This is a genomic window from Streptomyces sp. DSM 42067, assembly GCF_055792885.1.
In genome coordinates, this window is the sequence record NZ_CM147706.1 from 8,293,391 (window position 1) to 8,312,067 (window position 18,677).

Below are 18,677 nucleotides of genomic sequence, written 5' to 3' on the forward strand. Positions count from 1 at the left end.
GTCACACGCGTGGTGGTCAAAGGGCGGGGATCAGACCGCCCGCCGCTCGGCTGGCGTCGACGAGCGAGGCGGAGCAGGGGCCGCCCTGCTCGTGCACGACCGGGGGCCGGCCTGCCCGCGGATGACCGGCCCCACGCGCGCGGGATTCAGGCGTCGAAGTGGCCCTTGCTGATGACCCCGTGGACGCCGACGGTGCGGTCCACGACCTGGGACACCTCGAAGTCGGCGGCCGCCGACAGGTACGCGTACGCCACCGGGCGTTCCATGCCGAGGTCGTGCTCGAGGAAGTCCAGAGCGTTGACCACGGCGCGCCGCATGGCGATGTCGAGGTCGTTGCCCTGGCCGTTCTGGATGCCGTCGGGGTCGGACAGGCCCACGGCCACCCATGCGTCGGGGGTCTCGGCGAACGGGTAGTGGAATGCGACGGACGGGGCGTCGCCGGAGCCCTTCTTGCACACGGTCAGCCGGAAGGTGGTGCGCAGCGAGCCCTCCATGGCCGTGAGCGCCACCTCGCCGTTCCCCATGGCCATGTGCGGGTCACCGGTGTAGAACAGCGCACCCTCGGCGAAGACCGGGACGTAGAAGGTCGAGCCCTGCGTGAGCAGGTTGATGTCGATGTTGCCGCCGCCGAGGGTCGGCGGTATCGAGTTGAGCTCGGGTGCCGTGAGGCTGTCCGCGGATGCGAAGGCGACGCCCATCATGCCCATGTGGGGGCGCAGCGGGAAGGCGACTTCATGTGAACCGCCGTACGTCATCACGCCGTTGACGGCCCCGCCGCTGCCCCGCCGGACCGGTGTGAACAGCGAGACGTTGCCGTAGCGTTCGGGGTCGCCAGTGGACCGTCCGTCCGTCGACACCGGCGGCATGACCTCGTCGAAGGTGATGCCCGCCGGAGCCGAGCCGCCCGCCTGGCGGGCCAGCGCGCCCTTGCCGTGGCGGCTCGACACGACGCCGTAGGGCACGCGCGGCATGAGGGACAGCATCTCGATCTTCAGTACGTCGCCGGGCTCGGCGCCCTCGACATGGATCGGGCCGGTGACCACGTGGGGGCCGTCGACATCGAAGTTGCGGGTGGTGCGCTCGTAGTCGCGGGCGATGGCGACCGCGTCGTCGAGCACCTGACCGGCAGGCACACCGTGGCGCGCGAAGTAGGCCTTCGGGTCGCGCCCTTGGTCCTCGAGAAGGCCCTCATGGGAGAGCGTGTCGACGGTCACCGTCTCGCCGGAACGCATCCGCAGCACCGGCTTGCTGCCGAGCGAGGGAACGTACCCCCAGCGGATCTGCTCAGGGAGGGAAGACAGGTAGTGCTTGCCCTGCACCGGTCCCTTGCCGGGCTGGAGAATCTCCTTGGGGAACACGGTCGCGGGAGCCTTCGCAGGCTCCGCCGTCTGTGCCATCGCCGTGGAGGGAAGCGCCGCCGCGGCGCCCGCCGTGGTCACGGCGGTGGCGGCGGCCAGGAACCTGCGGCGCCCGAGCCGGGAGACGAGCAGCTCCCGGGCCTTACCGGGATCCATGGGGGAGGTGTTCATGAGTCATCCATTCGTGGTGTGGAGTGATCGGTTCCCGGCATGGCTTGGCACACGTGAGCAGTCGCGTATCGATGACGGGTGCGTGCAGGCGTGATTGCCGGGGATCGCGCGGCCGTGCGGGGTGGTCGCGGGGGAGCGGACGCGGGCGAGGAAAACGCGGGGGAGAAAGGGTGAGACCGGTGAGAAGGGGGGAGGTCAGTCCTGCTCGGCGGAGGCCGCGCCGTCGTGGCGCGTGCGTCGGATCACCTGGTCGATGTCGGCCAGATGCATGATCATCGCCTGGGATGCCGCCGCCGGGTCACGGGCCTCGACCGCGTCACGGATCGCCTGATGACCGATCAGGGATTTCCGCCGGCCCTCCCGTGTGCTGTGGGAGTCCTTGCGCACCGGGGTGGTCCATGAACTGACCATCGTGGTCAGCGCGGTGAGCAGCGGATTGTGGCTCGCCCTGGCCAGGGTCAGATGGAACTGGACGTCCAGCTCGAGCGATTTGGCCGCCAGCAGGTTCTCGTCCGTGGCGTGCAGGATGTCGTCCATCTGCAGGAGATCGGCGCTGGTCGCGCGCACTGCGGCGAATTCGGCGATCTTCGGCTCGATGACCGTCCGCAGCTCGGCCACGTTGGCCAGTTCCCGGTCGTCCTCGGCCACGTCGGCCAGCCTCGCGTAGAGATCGTCGACCTGGGTGGGCGGTGCCAGCACGATGGTGCCTCTGCCCTGCCGCCGCTCGATGAGGTGCTTGGCTTCCAGCTGGTGCAGGGCTTCCCGGAGCGAGGTCCGCGACACCGACAGCGACTCGGCCAGTTCGCGCTCCGCCGGCAGCCTGTCGCCCGGGCCGAGTTCACCTAGTGCGATCAGCTGTTCCAGGTGGGCGACCAGCGCGTCGCTGACGCTGTGGGCACGGCTGCGCAGTGGCGGAACCTTCGCTACTGCCATGCCCTCGACCTCCTTGCCCAGAGTGCAGCCAGCGTACCGTGCCCGATCACCCCGGCCAGGTGGTCCCACCTGCGATGGCGTCCCGTACCGGCAGTGATCCACGATCATGTGCACCCCCCGAAGGCGCTCTTGCGGATCAGGCAGTGGACACCTTTGGGCAGGAGGGGGCGCATGGAGGGGTCCTCTCAGGTGACAGGTGCAGGGATCGATGCATATTGGACGGATGGTCGGACCAATCGCGTAGTCACCATAGGCGCACCTCGCTGTCGCGACATCGGCCGGACGTCAATCGTCATGGCGTTCTTACTCGGGCGTAACAGGCCCCGGAAGTCAAGCGGGGTTCCCCCGCTCCCGGGCGGGGTCTGGATCACGAGCCAGCGGATTTTCTGGTTGCCTCCGTGTCCGGCGCAGTGCAAGACCCGATGCAGCTCAGAGCCGGCGTATGCAAGGTCGACCGGTGTCCGGACCCGGGGTCTCGAGAGTGACAGAAAACGCTATTTAGTGTATGAAAAACGACATTCGACATTCTGTTCTGGGTGAACCTCGCGGTCATCCGGTCCAACACTGTGATGATCAGAGCCGACGGAGTGCCTGTGAAATGGCTGAAACCCCCTCGGGACTCCCGGGGCGTCCCCGCGGTCCGTAGCGCGGAGGCGGAGCAGGAGCACGGTGGCCCCACCCCGTCCAGCGGGACGGCCGATGATCTCGCCAGGCAGTGGCGGCACGCCGGCGCGGACACCGCCGAGCCACTCGTGAGGACGCTCCAGAGCGCCGTGTCCGGCATGAACGCGCAGGGAGCCGCCATACACCTGTTCGAACGCCATCGGTCGCGGTTGCGCCTGCTGGCCATGGCCGGCCTGCCCCCGGCCTTCGCCGAAGCCTGGGACCAGGTGCCCGTCGACCGGAATCTGGCACCGGCGGAAGCGGTGCGGCGCAGCTGCCCGGCAGGACGGACGGACGCGCCCGACCAACTCGGCAGCATTCCAGGCCCTGATGCACCCTGCCCTCCCGGCGCCCGCGTCCTCGTTGTGCCGCTGGGTCCGGACACCGCCCCGGTGGGAACCCTGTCGGTACTCCTGGACCGCGGGAAGGAGCCGGGCGAGACCCGGCTTTCCCTGCGGGCGGCGGCCATCCGGCTGCACGGTCACCTCGCAGGCCCGGCCCGAGGCCGGGGGCCCACGACAGCAGACACGCCGTCGGGGTCCGGCGAAGGGCCGGGGTGGATGCTGGATGCGGCCCAGGTAGGCACGTACGACTGCGATGTCCGCACCGGTCAGCTCTTCCTCGACGAGCGCGCCTGCCTGATCCTCGGTCTGAACCCGGAAACCTTCGACACCAGGTACGAGACGTGGGCGAAGATGGTGCACCCGGACGACCTTCACTCGGTCTCGTTGCCCAAGGCGGTGGTGGGGCGCTACGACTGCGAGTACCGGGTCACGCGCCCGGCCGGTGACATGCGCTGGATACGGGCCGGCGGGCTTGTCCTGCCCGGGCCCGACGGCCGGCCGGGTCGTGCGGTGGGGACGCTCTTCGACAACACGGGGAGCCACGCGACCGCGGACGGCATCGCGTACAAGCTGGAGCACCCTGCCGACGGCGTGGTCCTCACCGGCACCGACGGGCGGATCACCTACGTCAACGTCCAGGCCGAGGGAATGCTCCGGACCTCGCGGAGCGATCTGCTGGGACGGATCCTGTGGGAGGCCGTGCCGTATCCGGGCGAGCCCGGTCTCGAGGCACGCTGCCGTGAGGCCGCCGCCACGGGTCTGCCCACGGAATTCGACGTGCATGTCCCGGCTCTGGGCACGTGGTACCGCCTTCGGATCACCTCGCGCGAGGACGGACTGACGCTGTCGCTCAGCGACATCACCGAGTCGCGGTTGCGGGGGGCGGAGCGGGTCCGTGTCGAGCGCGGGGCGGCGCTGCGGACCACGAGGACCCAGGAACTGACCGCGGCGTTGTCCGAGGCGGTCACCGTGCAGGACGTCGTGGACGCCGTCGGCGATCACCTCCTCACCCCGTTCGGGGGGACCGGTCTGGTGGTCCAGACCCTGGAAGGGGACCGCCTGCGTGTGGTCGGTCACGCCGGCTACTCGGAGAGTTTCTTGAGCGTGCTCGAGTCGGCTCCCGTGACCCAGGTGTCGCCCACCTCCGACTCACTGCGCACCCGCACCCCCGTCTTCATCGGCTCGGGCGCCGAATACGGCCGTCGCTATCCCCACCTGGAGTGGCGGATCGGCCCTTCCGGCATGCAGGCGTGGGCGTTCCTGCCTCTGATCGCCTCCGGCAGGCCCATCGGCTGCTGCATCATGGCCTTCCGGGAGCCGGGGGAGTTCGACGAGGAAGAGCGCGCGCTGCTCGCCGCGCTGAGCGGCCTGGTGGCGCACGCCCTGGAACGAGCCCGGCTCTACGACGCCGAACATGCCCGCGCCCTGGAATTGCAGCGCGGCCTGCTGCCCCAGGTCCTCCCACAGGTGCCCGGCGCGATCACAGCGGTCCGCTACCTGCCCGCCAGTGAGGGCCTGGAGGTCGGCGGCGACTGGTACGACGTGATCCCGCTGTCCGGCGACCGGGTCGCCCTGGTCATCGGCGACGTGATGGGGCACGGCCTGCCCGAGGCGGCGACCATGGGCCGTCTCCGTACCGCGGTCCACACGCTCGCGGACCTGGAAATGACGGCCGAGGACCTTCTCACGCAGCTCAACGACCTGGTCTCGCGCCTCGGTGAGGACTTCTACGCCACGTTCCTCTACGCGATCTACGACCCCACGGCTCGCACGGCGACCTTCGCCCGGTCCGGGCACCCGCCGCCGGCGCTCGTCCATCCGGGCGGAGAGATCGACATCCTGGACCTGCCGAACAATCCGCCCCTCGGGGTGGGGACCCCGCCGTTCGAGACGGTCGAGTTGGAGCTTCCCGATCAGAGCCTTCTCGCCTTCTACACCGACGGACTGGTGGAAACCCGCGGCCGGGACATCGAAAGCGGCATCAACGCGCTCACCACAGCGCTCACGGACGCACTCGCCGACCCGCTGACGGGTACCGAGACCACTTCTCGGCTCGACCGGCTGTGTGAAACCCTCACCACCGCACTGACCAGCCCGAACGGCGCCGAAGACGACGCGGTCCTCCTTCTCGCCAGGCCATGCGGTCTGCCCCGCGAGCACGTCGCCGACTGGGCACTACCCGACAGCCCCCTCGCCGCCGGCGAGGCACGGAGTCTGGCAGCCGCCCAGTTGAGGGCCTGGCGGCTCGAGCCCCTGGTCGACATCACCGCACTGCTCGTGAGCGAACTGGTCACCAACGCCGTCCGCCACGGACGGGGCCCCATCCGGCTCCGCCTGCTCCGGAGCGAGTCGCTCGTCTGCGAGGTGTCCGACGGCAGCACGACCACTCCCCGGGTCCGCCGCGCGGCCGAGACCGATGAGGGCGGACGTGGGCTGGCCATGGTCACCCTGCTGGCCCAGCGCTGGGGCACCCGGCACAGCACCCACGGCAAGACCATCTGGGCGGAGCAGCCCCTCCCACCCGCGGCCGGGCAATAGCCGATCACAGGGTCCTGCGGCGGCTCCGGCACCACCCGGCATGTGATCAACCGGCATGTGATCAACGACCGGGGCGAGCCCGTACGAACCGAGCCATAGACTGGGACAGAGCGTTGCAACCCGACAGGGCCGACCATGAGCGCAACCCGATCGAGGCGGCGCGTCGGATGGGGCCTGACGCGCCTTACGGTCGTCGCGACCAGCCTGCTCGCACTGCTGATCGGCCTCGCTTTCAGCGTGCTGCTGTGGGCGATCAGTGATACACGCGAGGCCGCGGACGCGAGGAAGCACGTCCGGGCGGCACTCTTCGAGTCCGGGCACCTCGAAAGGCTCGTACTCGACGTCGAGACGGGCGAGCGCGGCTTCCTGATCACAAAGCAGGAGCGCTTCCTCCAACCGTGGGAATCGGCCAGGGCTGCGTTCCCCGGACAGGCAGAGGAGCTGTTGCGCGACACCGAGGGCTCTCCTGAGCTGCGGACCCTGGCGCATGGGATCACCCGTGACGCGGAGTCCTTCATCCAGGACTACTCCGTTCCCCTGGTCGATGCCGCAAGGCAGGGCGATCCCGCCGCATCGAGTGTGGAGACGACGGACGAGGGCAAACGACGCGTCGACGCGTTGAGGGCCCAGTTCGACCGTTTCGAGATGGACGCGCGCGCCCTCCTGGCGGCGCGGGAGCAGGCTGCCGAGGACAAGCTTCAGTTGGCGATCGATGCGGCGACGGCCGGACTCGCTGGATCGGTCGTCCTCGTCGTCGCCTACACCGGATATCTGACACGCGCGGTCGTTCAACCCGTCCGTAAGGCGGCGTCCGTCGCGAGCCGCCTCGCGGGCGGAGACCTCTCAGCCCGTATGCCCCAGACCGGTGGCGGGGAGATCGGCGAGCTCGCGGTCGCGTTCAACGCCATGGGGGACTCGCTGGAGGAGAGCCACAGGCTGACAGAGGTCGCGCACCGACGCCTCAAGCTGCTGTACGACGCCAGCGTGGCGGTGGGCACCACCCTCGATGTGAGACGGACCGCGCAGGAGCTCGTGCAGGTCGTGGTCCCCGGGTTCGCCGACTTCGTCACCGTCGACCTTGCCGTGTCCGTCCTGCGGGGCGACGAGGAGCCGCCAGGGGAGCGCGCGACCATGAGCCGGGTCGCCGTCGGCGGCATAGGGGACGCCCCTCCACTTCACCCGGAGGGCGCGCTCGTCACATGGGCTCCGATCACGCCCCAGGCCCGCAGCTTCGTCAGCGGGCTCGCGACGATCGAGCCCGATCTGCGGGCTTCCGCAGCATGGCGGTCAGCGGACCCGGAAGGGGCCCGCCGGATCCTGGACCACGGCATCCATTCGCTCATCACGGCTCCGCTGTGCGCCCGGGGCGTACCCATGGGCGTCGTCACCTTCTGGCGCTCGCGGCAGCCCAGGCCGTTCGAGGACGCAGAACTGTCCTATGCGGCGGAGCTGGCCGCCAAGGCCGCCGTGGCGATCGACAACGCACGGCGCTACACCCGCGAGCGCGACACCGCGCTGACCCTGCAGCGCAGTCTGCTGCCGCAGCGGCTCCCGGCGCAGTCGGCGCTGGAGATCGCCTCCCGTTACCTGCCTGCGGGCTCGCAGGCCGGAGTGGGCGGCGACTGGTTCGATGTGATCCCGCTGTCCGGCGCCCGCGTCGCCCTCGTCGTCGGGGACGTCGTCGGCCACGGCATCCACGCCTCCGCCACCATGGGCCGGCTGCGCACCGCCGTACGCACCCTGGCGGACGTCGACCTGCCACCCGACGAGCTCCTCACGCACCTGGACGACCTGGTCATCCACTTCACCGGCGATGAAGAGGCCGATACCGCACACGGCGACGCGGCCGCATTCGGCGAACTGGGAGCCACATGCCTGTACGCCGTGTACGACCCCGTCTCGCGCCGTTGCACCCTGGCCACAGCCGGCCACCCGCTGCCTGTCGTCGTGGCTCCCGACGGCATCGTGGAGCTCGTGAAGGGGCCCATCGGCCCCCCACTCGGCGTCGGCGGCCTGCCCTTCGAAACAATCGAGCTCCACCTTGCCCCGGGGAGTGTGCTCGCCCTGTTCAGTGACGGCCTGATCGCATCCCGCGGCCGCGACGTCGACCAGGGCCTCTCGGAACTGTGCCGCGCGCTGGCCCTGCCCACGGCGTCGCTGGAGGAGACCTGCGACACCGTGACCGACGCCCTCCTCGACGGCCGCCCGGCCGACGACGTCGCCCTTCTCGTCGCGCGCACCGGTGCCCTGTCGCCGGACCGGGTCGTCACCTGGGACGTCACAGCCGACCCGGTTCAGGTCGCACACGCCCGGACGCTCGCCACCGACCAGCTCCACGCATGGGGGCTCGCCGAAGTCGAGTTCATCACCGAACTCGTGGTCAGCGAGCTGGTCACCAACGCCATTCGCTACGGGGCTCCCCCGATTCAACTGCGGCTGATCCGCGACCGCGCGCTGATCTGCGAGGTCTCGGACGGCAGCAGCACCGCACCCCATCTGCGGCGGGCCCGGGTCTTCGACGAGGGCGGCCGCGGCCTGCTGCTGGTCGCCCAGCTCACCCAGGGCTGGGGCACCAGACAAACCGCCTCCGGCAAGACCATCTGGTGCGAACAGACACTGCCGGGCAGTGTCTGAGGGGACGACTGCCGCGGGCGGGCAGCGCGGGCGGGGCCACACTCCGGTGATGCACTGCTCCGTGGCGATCGTGAGGGTTCCGCACACAAAAGACCCTGCACCGCCGCCACCGCCTCCTGAGGTCCAGAACCAATTCTCCCCGGCCTTCCGCTCCCAGCGAGCCGGAGCTTCGGCTGTGCGACGAGCTCGGCATCGCGTTCCTGCCCTGGAGCCCGCTCGGCGGCATCACCCATGCCCGGGAACTGGGCTCTGCATATGCCCCGTTCGCCCGGGTCGCCAAGGCCCGCAGCGTCAGCCCGCAGCGCGTGTGCCTGGCCTGGATGCTCGCCAAGCCGCCGCCCGTGAGGTGAGCGCGGAAGTCTCAACTCCCCTGCCACAACACGTTAGTTCGACCTCGCAGAGGGGGACGTGAATCCGTTGGGGCGGGGACACTGGCGAACGGAGGTGCCGCTGTGGGCGGCGAGGAAACGGAATACGGATGCCGCAGGATCGAGCGGGGCCCGGCCGAGAACAGCTGTCCGGTGTGGCGCGGGCCCGATGGGGTCTGGCAGGTGCGCGGATACGAGGAAGCCCGCGCTGTGTTACGCAGTACCACGACCGTGCAGGCCGGTCTCGGGATAGAGACCGTGGAGAAGCTCCCTTCGGGCATCCGGCGGCCGGTCCTCTACCGGGACGGCCCGGAACACCGTGAACACCGGCGGCAGACCGCCCGGTTCTTCACCCCTCGCCGCGTCGACGAGCGGTACCGCGATGTCATGGTCCGGGTCGCGGAGACCCAGATCCAGAAGCTCCAGGACGCCGGCCGGGCACATCTCCCCGATCTGAGCTTCCAGTTGGCGATCGAGGTCGCCTGCGCAGTGATCGGCCTGACGGAGAGCCGGCCCGGCATCCGGCAGCGGCTGGAAAGCTTCTTCCCCGAGAAGTTCGGGAAGCCCGGGCTGACGAGCTTCCATGGGATCTACTGGCTGTTGCGGCAGAACGCGAACTGGCTGCGGGTCTATCTGGGGGACGTACGACCGGCCGTGCGGGTCCGCCGCCGGCAACGTCGTGACGACCTGATCTCGCACCTGCTCGACGAGGGGTGCTCGGCCGGCGAGATCCTCGGCGAGTGCCTCACTTTCGCCGCGGCGGGGATGGTCACGACCCGCGAGTTCGTCAGCGCCGCGGCCTGGCATCTGTTCAGCGATCCCGCACTGCTCACGCGCTATCAGGCGGCGGATGAGCCCGACAGGATCGCGATCCTGCACGAGATACTGAGGCTCGAACCGGTCGTCGGCCGTCTCAGCCGTCGTACCACCGCTCCTCTCGCCCTGCCGGGCGGTGGCGATGAGACCGTGACAGTGCCGGCTGGGGAAGTGGTGGACATCCTGATCGACGGGGTCAATCTCGACGGACGTGCGGTGGGCGCGAGTCCGGAACGGATCTGTCCCGGCCGCGCGATGACCGAGGGCGCAGGCCCTCCGGGGCTCTCCTTCGGCGACGGCCCGCACAAGTGCCCTGGCGCCCATATTGCAATCCTCGAGACAGATGTCCTCCTCAGCCGGCTCTTCGCCCTGCCGGGACTCCGGATGGCGACCCCGCCGAGGGTCGCTTTCAACGACGCGATCGGCAGCTACGAACTTCGCGATTTCGCCGTTGTGCTCGACGGCGCCAGGTGACCGCCGAGCACCAGCGGGACGTCACCGTCGTCGCCGCGTCGCGGACGGGCTGGTTGACGCGTTCTAAGCGACTGCTTAGTATCCGAGGGAGTTCGCGTCTGCCTGCCCGATCACCGCCCCTGGAGTCCGCCGTGACCTCACTTTTCTCCGTCTCCGGCAAAACCGCCCTGGTCACCGGAGGGTCCCGCGGTATCGGCCTGATGATCGCCCGCGGCCTGGTCGAAGCCGGGGCCCGGGTCTACGTCAGTTCCCGCAACGCCGCCGCGTGCGAGGAGGCCGTACGTGAGCTCTCCGCGCTCGGCGAGGCGAACGAGGCGATCGCGCTGCCCGCGGACCTGTCCCGGGAGGAGGAGTGCCACCGGCTCGCCGCGGAGATCGCCGACCGGGAGGACCGGCTGGACATCCTGGTCAACAACGCCGGCGCGACCTGGGGCGCACCACTGGACGAGTTCCCCGTCAGCGGCTGGGACAAGGTGATGGACCTCAACCTGCGCAGCCCCTTCCTGCTGACCCAGGCGCTGCTGCCGCTGCTGCGCAAGGCCGGCTCCCATGACGACCCGGCACGCGTGATCAACGTCGGCTCCATCGACGGTCTCCACGTGAGCCCCCTGCCGGCGTACTCCTACGCGGCGAGCAAGGCCGGACTGCACCACCTGACCCGGGTCCTGGCCAAGGAACTCGGCCCACAGGGCATCACCGTCAACGCGATCGCCCCCGGCCCGTTCGAGTCGAAGATGATGGCCGCCACACTGACGGCGCACGGCGACGCCCTGGCCGAGTCCGCTCCGCTGCGCCGGATCGGACGCCCCGACGACATGGCCGGCGTGGCGGTCTACCTGGCCAGCCGGGCCGGAGCGTACGTCACCGGCGCGGTGATCCCCGTCGACGGCGGCATCGGCACCACAGTCTGAACCGCCGCCAGGACACGTACTCGTACCCGTTCCCCGTACCCGCTGCCGCCGCCCTCCCCGATCGGACCCACGCCATGGACTCCCTGCTGCTTTCCCGCCGCGACCTCGACTTCCTGCTCCACGACTGGCTGGACGTCACGGCCCTGACCGGCCGCGCCCGCTACGCCGACCACGACCGGGACACCTTCGACGCGGTGCTGGACCTCAGCGAGGCCATCGCGACCCGGCACTTCGCCCCGCACAACAAGAAGAACGACGCCGAGGAGCCCCGTTTCGATGGCGAGCGCGTGCACATCATCCCGGAGGTCAAGGAGGCGCTGCGCGTCTTCGGCGAGGCAGGCCTGACGGGCGCGGCCATGGACTACGAGGTCGGCGGGCAGCAGCTGCCCACCGTGGTCGCCAACGCGTGCACGGCCTGGTTCCAGGCCGCCAACGTCGGCACCGCCGCATATCCGTTCCTCACCATCGGCAATGCCAACCTGCTGCTCGCCCACGGCAGCAAGGAGCAGGTCGACACCTACGTGCGGCCCATGGTCGAGGGCCGCTTCTTCGGCACCATGTGCCTCTCCGAGCCGCAGGCAGGCTCCTCGCTGGCCGACATCACCACGCGGGCGGTGCCGCAGGACGACGGTACGTACCGGATCACCGGAACCAAGATGTGGATCTCCGGTGGCGACCACGAGCTCAGCGAGAACATCGTCCACCTGGTGCTGGCCAAGATCCCCGGCGGGCCGGCGGGCGTGAAGGGCATCTCGCTGTTCATCGTGCCCAAGTTCCTGGTCGAGCCGGACGGGGGCCTGGGCGAGCGCAACGACGTGGTGCTGGCCGGCCTCAACCACAAGATGGGCTACCGCGGCACCACCAACACACTGCTCAACTTCGGCGAGGGCCGTCACACTCCGGGCGGCGCCCCGGGCGCGGTGGGCTACCTGGTGGGTGAGGCCCACCACGGGCTCGCTTACATGTTCCACATGATGAACGAGGCCCGCATCGGCGTCGGACTCGGCGCCACGGCGCTCGGCTACACCGGCTATCTGCACGCCCTCGACTACGCCCGCACCCGCCCGCAGGGCCGCCCGCTGACGGGCAAGGACGCAGGCGCCCCGCAGGTCCCCATCATCGAGCACGCAGACGTGCGCCGGATGCTGCTGGCACAGAAGAGCTATGTGGAGGGCGCCCTTGCGCTCAGCCTCTACTGCAGTCGCCTGCTCGACGAGGAGCGCACCGCGGAGCAGGAGTCCGGGCGCGCCCGCGCCCGGCTGCTGCTCGACGTCCTGACGCCCATCGCCAAGAGCTGGCCGTCGCAGTGGTGCCTGGCCGCCAACGACCTCGCCATCCAGGTGCACGGCGGCTACGGCTACACCCGCGAGTACAACGTCGAGCAGTTCTACCGGGACAACCGCCTCAACCCCATCCACGAGGGCACTCACGGCATCCACGGGCTGGACCTGCTCGGCCGCAAGGTCGTCATGGGCGGCGGCGCAGGGCTGAAGCTGCTGCTTGAGACCCTCTCGGCAACCGTCGCCCGGGGCACGGAGGCCGGTGGCGAGGCGGCTGAGCTGGCCGCCCGGCTGGAGCAGGCCGCAGCCCGCGTCGAGCGGACCACCGGCAAACTGTGGTCGACCGGAGACCCCGCGACCGCCCTGGCCAACGCCTCCGTCTATCTGGAAGCCGTCGGCCACGTGGTGCTGGCCTGGATCTGGCTGGAGCAGTTCCTCGCGCTCAAGGACGACGCGGACGACTTCCACGAGGGCAAGCGACAGGCGGCCCGGTACTTCTTCCGGGTGGAACTCCCCCGTACAGGGCCGCAGTTCGACCTGCTCGACAGCCTGGACCGCACCGCGGCGGACAGCCGTCCCGAGTGGTTCTGATCCACGGCCATGGGGTCCCTGCCATCCCCAGGGACCGCACGTGTGTGCGGCGTGCCGCCGGCTGAGAAAACGCTTGGACTCCGCGGGCGCCGTCGCGGGACACTGCGGTTCCTTGCCTGCGCGTACTCGCACGGTAGCGGCGCCCGCGTCGCCCGTGAGCCGCGCGGAGGCTCCGTCGTCGTGCCCCGGCCTTCGGAGGACGACCCGAGCGAGGGCACTCACTCGAACCGAACCGAAGCTCCGCGCGGCCAGTGAGGGCAACGGCTTCTCCGCGGAGAAGCATGTGGCGGGCTGCCGCACGACCACAAAGGGTTGGGATGGGATCGCCTGAATCGCGCGAGGTTCCGCCGGGCAAGGGCTCGGTGCTCCTCGCACTTCGTTATTACGGACGGGAGTTAGCCCGGCTCCGGCGGTGGACGGTGCCCGCGCTGCTGCTGCCGGCTCTGGGCAACATCGGCCTCAACTACATCGCGCCGCTGGTCGTCGCGAAGCTCGTCGGCCGAATCGCCGGTGACACCGGTATCACCGTCGGCTCGACGCTGCCCTACGTCCTCGGCTTCGCCGGCGTCCTGCTGCTCGCCGAGACGCTGTGGCGGATCGGCCTGCACTGCCTGAACCGCCTTGACGCCCTCGGCATCGAGCACCTGTACGTGATCGGCATGGACGAGTTGTTCGCCAAGGACGCCGTGTTCTTCCACGACAACTTCGCCGGGTCGCTGACCAAGCGGGTCCTGAGCTTCGCCTCCCGCTTCGAGGAGTTCATCGACACGCTGACGTTCTCGGTCGTGGGCAGCTTCGTGCCGCTGATCTTCGGGTCGGTGGTGCTGTGGCGCTACGAACCGCTGCTCGTCGTCGGGCTCCTGGCGATGATCGCACTGACGGCGCTGTGCGTGGTGCCCCTCATCCGTCGCCGCCAGGCGCTCGTTCGCCAGCGCGAGGAGGCGATCGCCCGGGTGTCGGGGCACGTCGCCGACAGCCTGATGAACATGGACACGGTCCGGGCGTTCGCCGCCCAGGAACGCGAGGCCGCCGAGCACCGGTCCCGCGTCGCGGAGTCGCGGCGGCTCACGCTGCGGTCGTGGGACTACGGCAACCTGCGCATCGACACGCTGGTCGCGCCGATGTCCGTGCTGACCAACGCGCTGGGCCTGCTGGTCGCGGTCGCGCTCGCCGGGGGCGGACACGGCGTGGAGGCGGTCGTCGTCGCCTTCACGTACTACACCAACGCGACGCGGATCATGTTCGAGTTCAACCAGATCTACCGTCGCCTGGAGAGCTCGATGACGGAGGCCGCGCAGTTCACCGAACTGCTGCTGAAGCCGCCGACCGTGCTCGACCCGGAGTCGCCGGAGCCGCTGAAATCGAGGGGCGCCGACGTCCGCTTCGACCAGGTGACCTTCGCCCACGGGGGAGGGAAGCCGCTCTTCGATGGCCTCGACCTGGCTGTGCCCAGCGGGGCGAAGATCGGTCTCGTCGGCCGGTCCGGCGGCGGCAAGACCACGCTCACCCGGCTGCTGCTGCGCATGACCGACATCGACGGAGGGCGGATCCTGATCGGGGGCCAGGACATCAGCAGGCTGCGCCAGGCCGACCTGCGGGGCCTGATGGCCTACGTGCCGCAGGATCCGGCGATGTTCCACCGCACCCTGCGGGACAACATCGCGTTCGCCCGCCCGGACGCCACCGAAGCCGAGATCCGCCGCGCGGCCGAGGCGGCGCACGTCACGGAGTTCGCCGACGCGCTGCCGGACGGCTTCGACACCATGGTGGGCGAGCGCGGTGTCAAGCTGTCCGGCGGACAGCGCCAGCGGGTGGCCCTCGCCAGGGCGATCCTGCGCGACGCGCCGATCCTGCTGCTCGACGAGGCGACCAGCGCCCTGGACTCCGAGAGCGAGATCCTCGTCCAGGAGGCGCTGTGGCGGCTCATGGAGGGGCGGACTGCGCTCGTGGTGGCGCACCGGCTGAGCACGGTCGCCACCATGGACCAGCTCGTCGTCCTCGACCGCGGACGGATCGTCGAGCAGGGCTCGCACAAGGAGCTGCTCACGGCGGACGGCGCCTACGCGAAGCTGTGGCAGCACCAGTCGGGCGGCTTCCTCGACGACGCCCCCGCACGGGCCGACAGTGCCGCGCGGGCCGACCTGCGCTGAAGTCCTGACCCGGATCACACCGGGTCAGGACCCGCCCTCCGAGGCGATCAGCGATGGGGCGGGGCCGATGTCGAGCTGGTCGACGCGGACGGCGTAGGGCATGGGTAATGTGACGGGGCGATCGGTCGTGGGGGGATAGGCCCGGATGGGTGACCTGGTCCTAGTGCTGGGCGGGATCCGGACTGCTACGAACCCAGTGCCGGCGGCATTACGGGACGTACGACCATCAGAGAGTCCTCCCGCGAGGCCCTCAGCGCAAACGGGAACTCGTCCACCTCGAGGCACAGCGCGACATCGTCGGGATGAATCCCTTGGTATCCACGGCGGAGACCGTCGGTGAGATCGGCGGCCGCCCGGGACCGCCCGGCCCGGCTGACGAACTCGGCGGCCTCGGCCCGGACATCGTCGATCCGTCGAGCGACATAGTGCGCACACGCCAGGTCTTCGTCGGCGTTCCCGTCCTCGCCCGTGATCACGAACGTCACATCCTCACAGCGCTCGGCACGCAGGAACCGGGCCGTCGCGTCCGCCACCACGAAGCTCGCACACAGCACCAGCGAGGCGTCCCCGACTGCCAGCGCACCCACCGTTCCAGCAGTGGTCTTCTGCACCACGGTCCGGCCCGTCAGGTCCATGTCCCGTACCAGCCCCGGGGAGTTGACCGCATCAAAGCCCTGAGCGGGCGCACCGTCTTTCAGGGCAACCCAATCCGGGTTTCCGCTCTTCAACTCAAGGGCCGCATCCAGGGACTCGGCCAGGACGATCTTCTCGGCTCCCCGCGCGAACGCCCAGGCCGCCACGGTGAAGGCTCGCATGACGTCGAAGACCACAGCGACGGATGGCGTCTCGGCCAGGTCTGGTATGCCGGCAAACCGGAAGCTCATTCGATCAGCATGTCGTATGTCGTATGTCGTATGTCGTATGTCGTATGTCGCCTGTCGCCTGTCGCATGGCGCCATCCGGCCCCGGCCTGTCGAACCGGTCGCACCGCGGCATGGCATGGCATGACCCCGGACCTGCGCCCGGCCAAAGGAAGCAACAGGATCTCGCACGCGCACTGCTGGCCGCGGTGCCATCGCTCCACCCCGGCCTCTCCCAGTCCGGTAGCGGGCGTGACGAGTCGTCATATCGCTGGCCATGGCGCCGTCGAGCCACGGGGAGGTACCGGTGAGCTACGGGAGTGCGGCCCTGAGGGTGTGCTCAGGTGCTTCGGACGCGGCGGATGAGCAGGTACATCTCGCAACCGAGGCAGTAGCCGAAGGCCGAGTTGAGGAAGGCCGCGGCGAGGGCGAACGCGGTAGCGGTCAGGCCGAGCCAGTCGGCGCCGGCGAGGTAACCGACGGTGCCGACCAGGCCGAAGCCGAACCCGACGCCCTGGGCGAAGCGGGGTGGCCGGGCGTCCTCCAGCTCGCTCGGCGGGGCGAGCCTGGGCCGAACGGCGACGCGGTACAGCCAGCCGTACGGGGAGTACTGCAGGCCGGCGAACGCCCCGAGAGCGAAGACCGCGGTCTGCACGGCGAGGAGGGCACCGCTGCCGGTGATCAGTACCGCGCACAGGACAAGTGTGGTGAGCGCGGCGGCGAAGCGGGGGCCGCGCGGGTCGATCTGCATGAGGGAGGACTCCGGGAGGAGGGGGACGGTGGTCGGGCCGGTGCAGGTGTCAGCGACAGCGGGAGACCGTGACCCGGCAGAGGTCGACCACACGACGGGTGGTCAGCCGCAGCGGAGGGGGAGAGGAGTCCATGGCCGTCATGTTAGCTGTGGGGTACCGAGCGGTCGATGGCGTGGTGGCGGGCAGATTCCGGAGGGATCCGGAGAGTTCGGACGGTACGGAGGGTTCGGAGAGCCAGGAGGGTTCGAGGGTGAGTTCGGAGGTGGTGCAGACTGGTCGTATGACCGGGTGGGTGGTGTGTGTCGCGGTGCTCGTAGTGGCGAGCATCTTCGGGGTGGTACGGGCGGCGCGCAGCGGCAAGGTCCGGGAGCGGCCCCGGAACGGTGCCGAGCGCCTGTCGGCGGCGGAGATCGGGGCCGAGTTGGGGGAGCGGGTGACTCTGGTTCAGTTCTCCACTGACTTCTGCTCGCCTTGCCGGGCCACGCGGCGGTTGCTGACGGAGGTCGCCGGGACGGTGCCGGGAGCGGCGCATGTGGAGCTCGACGCGGAGGACCGGATCGAGCTGGTGAGGCGGCTGGGAATCCTGCGGACGCCGACCGTGCTGGTACTCGACCCGTCGGGCCGGGTTGTCGGCAGGGCGTCCGGAGAGCCCCGGCGCGCGGAAGTGATCGCGGCCATCGGCAAGGCAACCGGGGCCTCCGCAGCAGCGTCGTGACACTGACCGGCCGCTTGGCGACATGGCACCGAAGGCCGTTACGAGGACGCCACGAGCCTGTGACTCGCCACGCCGGTGCTGCACCTCCGCGAAGTTCACACCGGCGTACGCGACTTGTTCAGCACCTGGCCCGGGCCGGGCACCGGCGTCGGCACCTGGATCTCCTCCAGGACCTCCGGGCCGCCGTTCGACTTGAATCCGTATGCGCGCATGGTGTGCCCGCTCAACCGTCGTGCCGGACCGGAAGCGGTTTGCCCCAGCTCTCCGCGAAGAAGGTGTCCGCCAGGGGGCGCCGCTCGCGGTCGGCGGTCTCGCGGTCGCGCAGTTCCTGCGGGAGGAGTTCCGCCGGGGCCAGGGACCCGATCGCGGTGATGGAAAGCGGCCGGTAGCCGTCCGGAATCCCCAGCGCCGAGCACAGCTGCTCGGGGTGGAAGCCGCCCATCTGGTGGGCGTGCAGCCCCAAGGCGTGTGCCTGCACCGCCAGTTGAGCCACGGCGAGCCCGGTGTCGTACGCGGCGCCGTGGTGCGGCGTGCCGTCCTCAAGGCGCTCCGCCGCCACCGCCGCGACCAGCAGCGAACTCTGCCCCGCCCAGAGCCTGTTGCCGGACATGAGGGTGGAGAAGATCTGCTCGTACGTGGTGTCGCCGCGCCGGCCGACCAGGAAGCGCCACGGCTGCGAGTTGCGCGCGGAGGGCGCCCAGCGGGCCGCCTCGAGGAGCGAGACGAGCTCCTCGTCGCTGATCGTGTGCGTGGCGTCGAAGGAGCGTGGGCTCCAGCGCTCGGCGAGCAGTGGGTGGACGGCCACGGCCATGTTCGCGGTGCGGGGAGACATGCTGATGCCTTTCCTCGATGGGTCGATGGGTCGATGGGTCGATGGGCCGATGGGTCGATGGGGTGAAGGGTGGGGGCCTGCCCTGCCGTCAGTTCCAGTGATGAGCGAAGCGCGCTCCGACCCAGCTGGCACCGGTCCAGGCCGCTGCCGTGACTGTTCACCGCCTCGGTCAGAAAGACAGCCAGGCGGCCGAGGCCGCGACAGCCTGCATGAACGGGGCAGGGCGGGGCGTGGCACGAACAGGGCCGGCCGGGCGGGCGTGGCACGAACCGGGCCGGGCGGCGCGT

12 protein-coding genes and 1 pseudogene are annotated in these 18,677 nt (G+C 70.0%); 8 read left to right on the top strand and 5 right to left on the bottom strand.

The genetic code is table 11. The annotated features are described in order from the left end of the window. Window positions 1–146: 146 nt before the first annotated feature. A complete protein-coding gene (locus ACSMXV_RS37220) occupies window positions 147–1,529 on the bottom strand; it encodes an acetamidase/formamidase family protein (RefSeq protein ID WP_473175494.1) in 1,383 nt (460 codons plus the stop codon). Window positions 1,530–1,724: 195 nt separating this feature from the next. Then, complete coding sequence (locus ACSMXV_RS37225; protein ID WP_473175495.1) at window positions 1,725–2,462, bottom strand: FadR/GntR family transcriptional regulator; 738 nt, start codon at window positions 2,460–2,462, stop codon at window positions 1,725–1,727. A 593-nt stretch (window positions 2,463–3,055) separates the two neighbouring features. Here ACSMXV_RS37225 and ACSMXV_RS37230 point away from each other — a divergent pair. From ACSMXV_RS37230 to ACSMXV_RS37260, 7 genes and pseudogenes are all read left to right on the top strand, one after another. Continuing rightward, a complete protein-coding gene (locus tag ACSMXV_RS37230) occupies window positions 3,056–6,007 on the top strand; it encodes a SpoIIE family protein phosphatase (protein WP_473175496.1) in 2,952 nt (983 codons plus the stop codon). Between the two features lie 135 nt (window positions 6,008–6,142). Then, window positions 6,143–8,641 carry a SpoIIE family protein phosphatase gene (locus ACSMXV_RS37235; RefSeq protein ID WP_473175497.1) on the top strand — a complete coding sequence of 833 codons (2,499 nt, stop codon included), beginning with the start codon at window positions 6,143–6,145 and terminating at the stop codon, window positions 8,639–8,641. A 121-nt stretch (window positions 8,642–8,762) separates the two neighbouring features. Continuing rightward, window positions 8,763–8,985, top strand: a pseudogene (locus ACSMXV_RS37240) (aldo/keto reductase); the annotation flags it as partial. Between the two features lie 177 nt (window positions 8,986–9,162). Next, window positions 9,163–10,299, top strand: a complete 1,137-nt coding sequence (locus ACSMXV_RS37245) for a cytochrome P450 (RefSeq protein ID WP_473179192.1) — start codon at window positions 9,163–9,165, stop codon at window positions 10,297–10,299. 131 nt (window positions 10,300–10,430) lie between these two features. Beyond that, window positions 10,431–11,210, top strand: coding sequence for an SDR family oxidoreductase (locus ACSMXV_RS37250; RefSeq protein WP_473175498.1), 780 nt, complete (start codon window positions 10,431–10,433; stop codon window positions 11,208–11,210). A 74-nt stretch (window positions 11,211–11,284) separates the two neighbouring features. Further along, the gene (locus ACSMXV_RS37255; protein WP_473175499.1) at window positions 11,285–13,081 is read left to right on the top strand and encodes an acyl-CoA dehydrogenase; all 1,797 of its coding nucleotides are present in this window, start codon (window positions 11,285–11,287) and stop codon (window positions 13,079–13,081) included. 317 nt (window positions 13,082–13,398) lie between these two features. After that, the gene (locus ACSMXV_RS37260; protein WP_473175500.1) at window positions 13,399–15,231 is read left to right on the top strand and encodes an ABC transporter ATP-binding protein; all 1,833 of its coding nucleotides are present in this window, start codon (window positions 13,399–13,401) and stop codon (window positions 15,229–15,231) included. A gap of 185 nt (window positions 15,232–15,416) precedes the next feature. On the opposite strand, the gene ACSMXV_RS37265 is transcribed toward ACSMXV_RS37260, so the two are convergent. Together ACSMXV_RS37265 and ACSMXV_RS37270 are read right to left on the bottom strand one after the other, a co-directional pair. Beyond that, window positions 15,417–16,115 carry a 2-phosphosulfolactate phosphatase gene (locus ACSMXV_RS37265; RefSeq protein ID WP_473175501.1) on the bottom strand — a complete coding sequence of 233 codons (699 nt, stop codon included), beginning with the start codon at window positions 16,113–16,115 and terminating at the stop codon, window positions 15,417–15,419. 316 nt (window positions 16,116–16,431) lie between these two features. Then, on the bottom strand, window positions 16,432–16,842 hold the full coding sequence (locus ACSMXV_RS37270; protein ID WP_473175502.1) for a DUF4395 domain-containing protein: 411 nt from the start codon (window positions 16,840–16,842) through the stop codon (window positions 16,432–16,434). A 281-nt stretch (window positions 16,843–17,123) separates the two neighbouring features. On the opposite strand from ACSMXV_RS37270, the gene ACSMXV_RS37275 reads away from it, so the two are divergent. Next, window positions 17,124–17,558, top strand: coding sequence for a TlpA family protein disulfide reductase (locus ACSMXV_RS37275; RefSeq protein ID WP_473175503.1), 435 nt, complete (start codon window positions 17,124–17,126; stop codon window positions 17,556–17,558). A gap of 223 nt (window positions 17,559–17,781) precedes the next feature. Here ACSMXV_RS37275 and ACSMXV_RS37280 read toward each other — a convergent pair whose 3' ends face one another. Next, window positions 17,782–18,390, bottom strand: a complete 609-nt coding sequence (locus ACSMXV_RS37280; protein WP_473175504.1) for a nitroreductase family protein — start codon at window positions 18,388–18,390, stop codon at window positions 17,782–17,784. Between the last annotated feature and the right edge of the window lie 287 nt (window positions 18,391–18,677).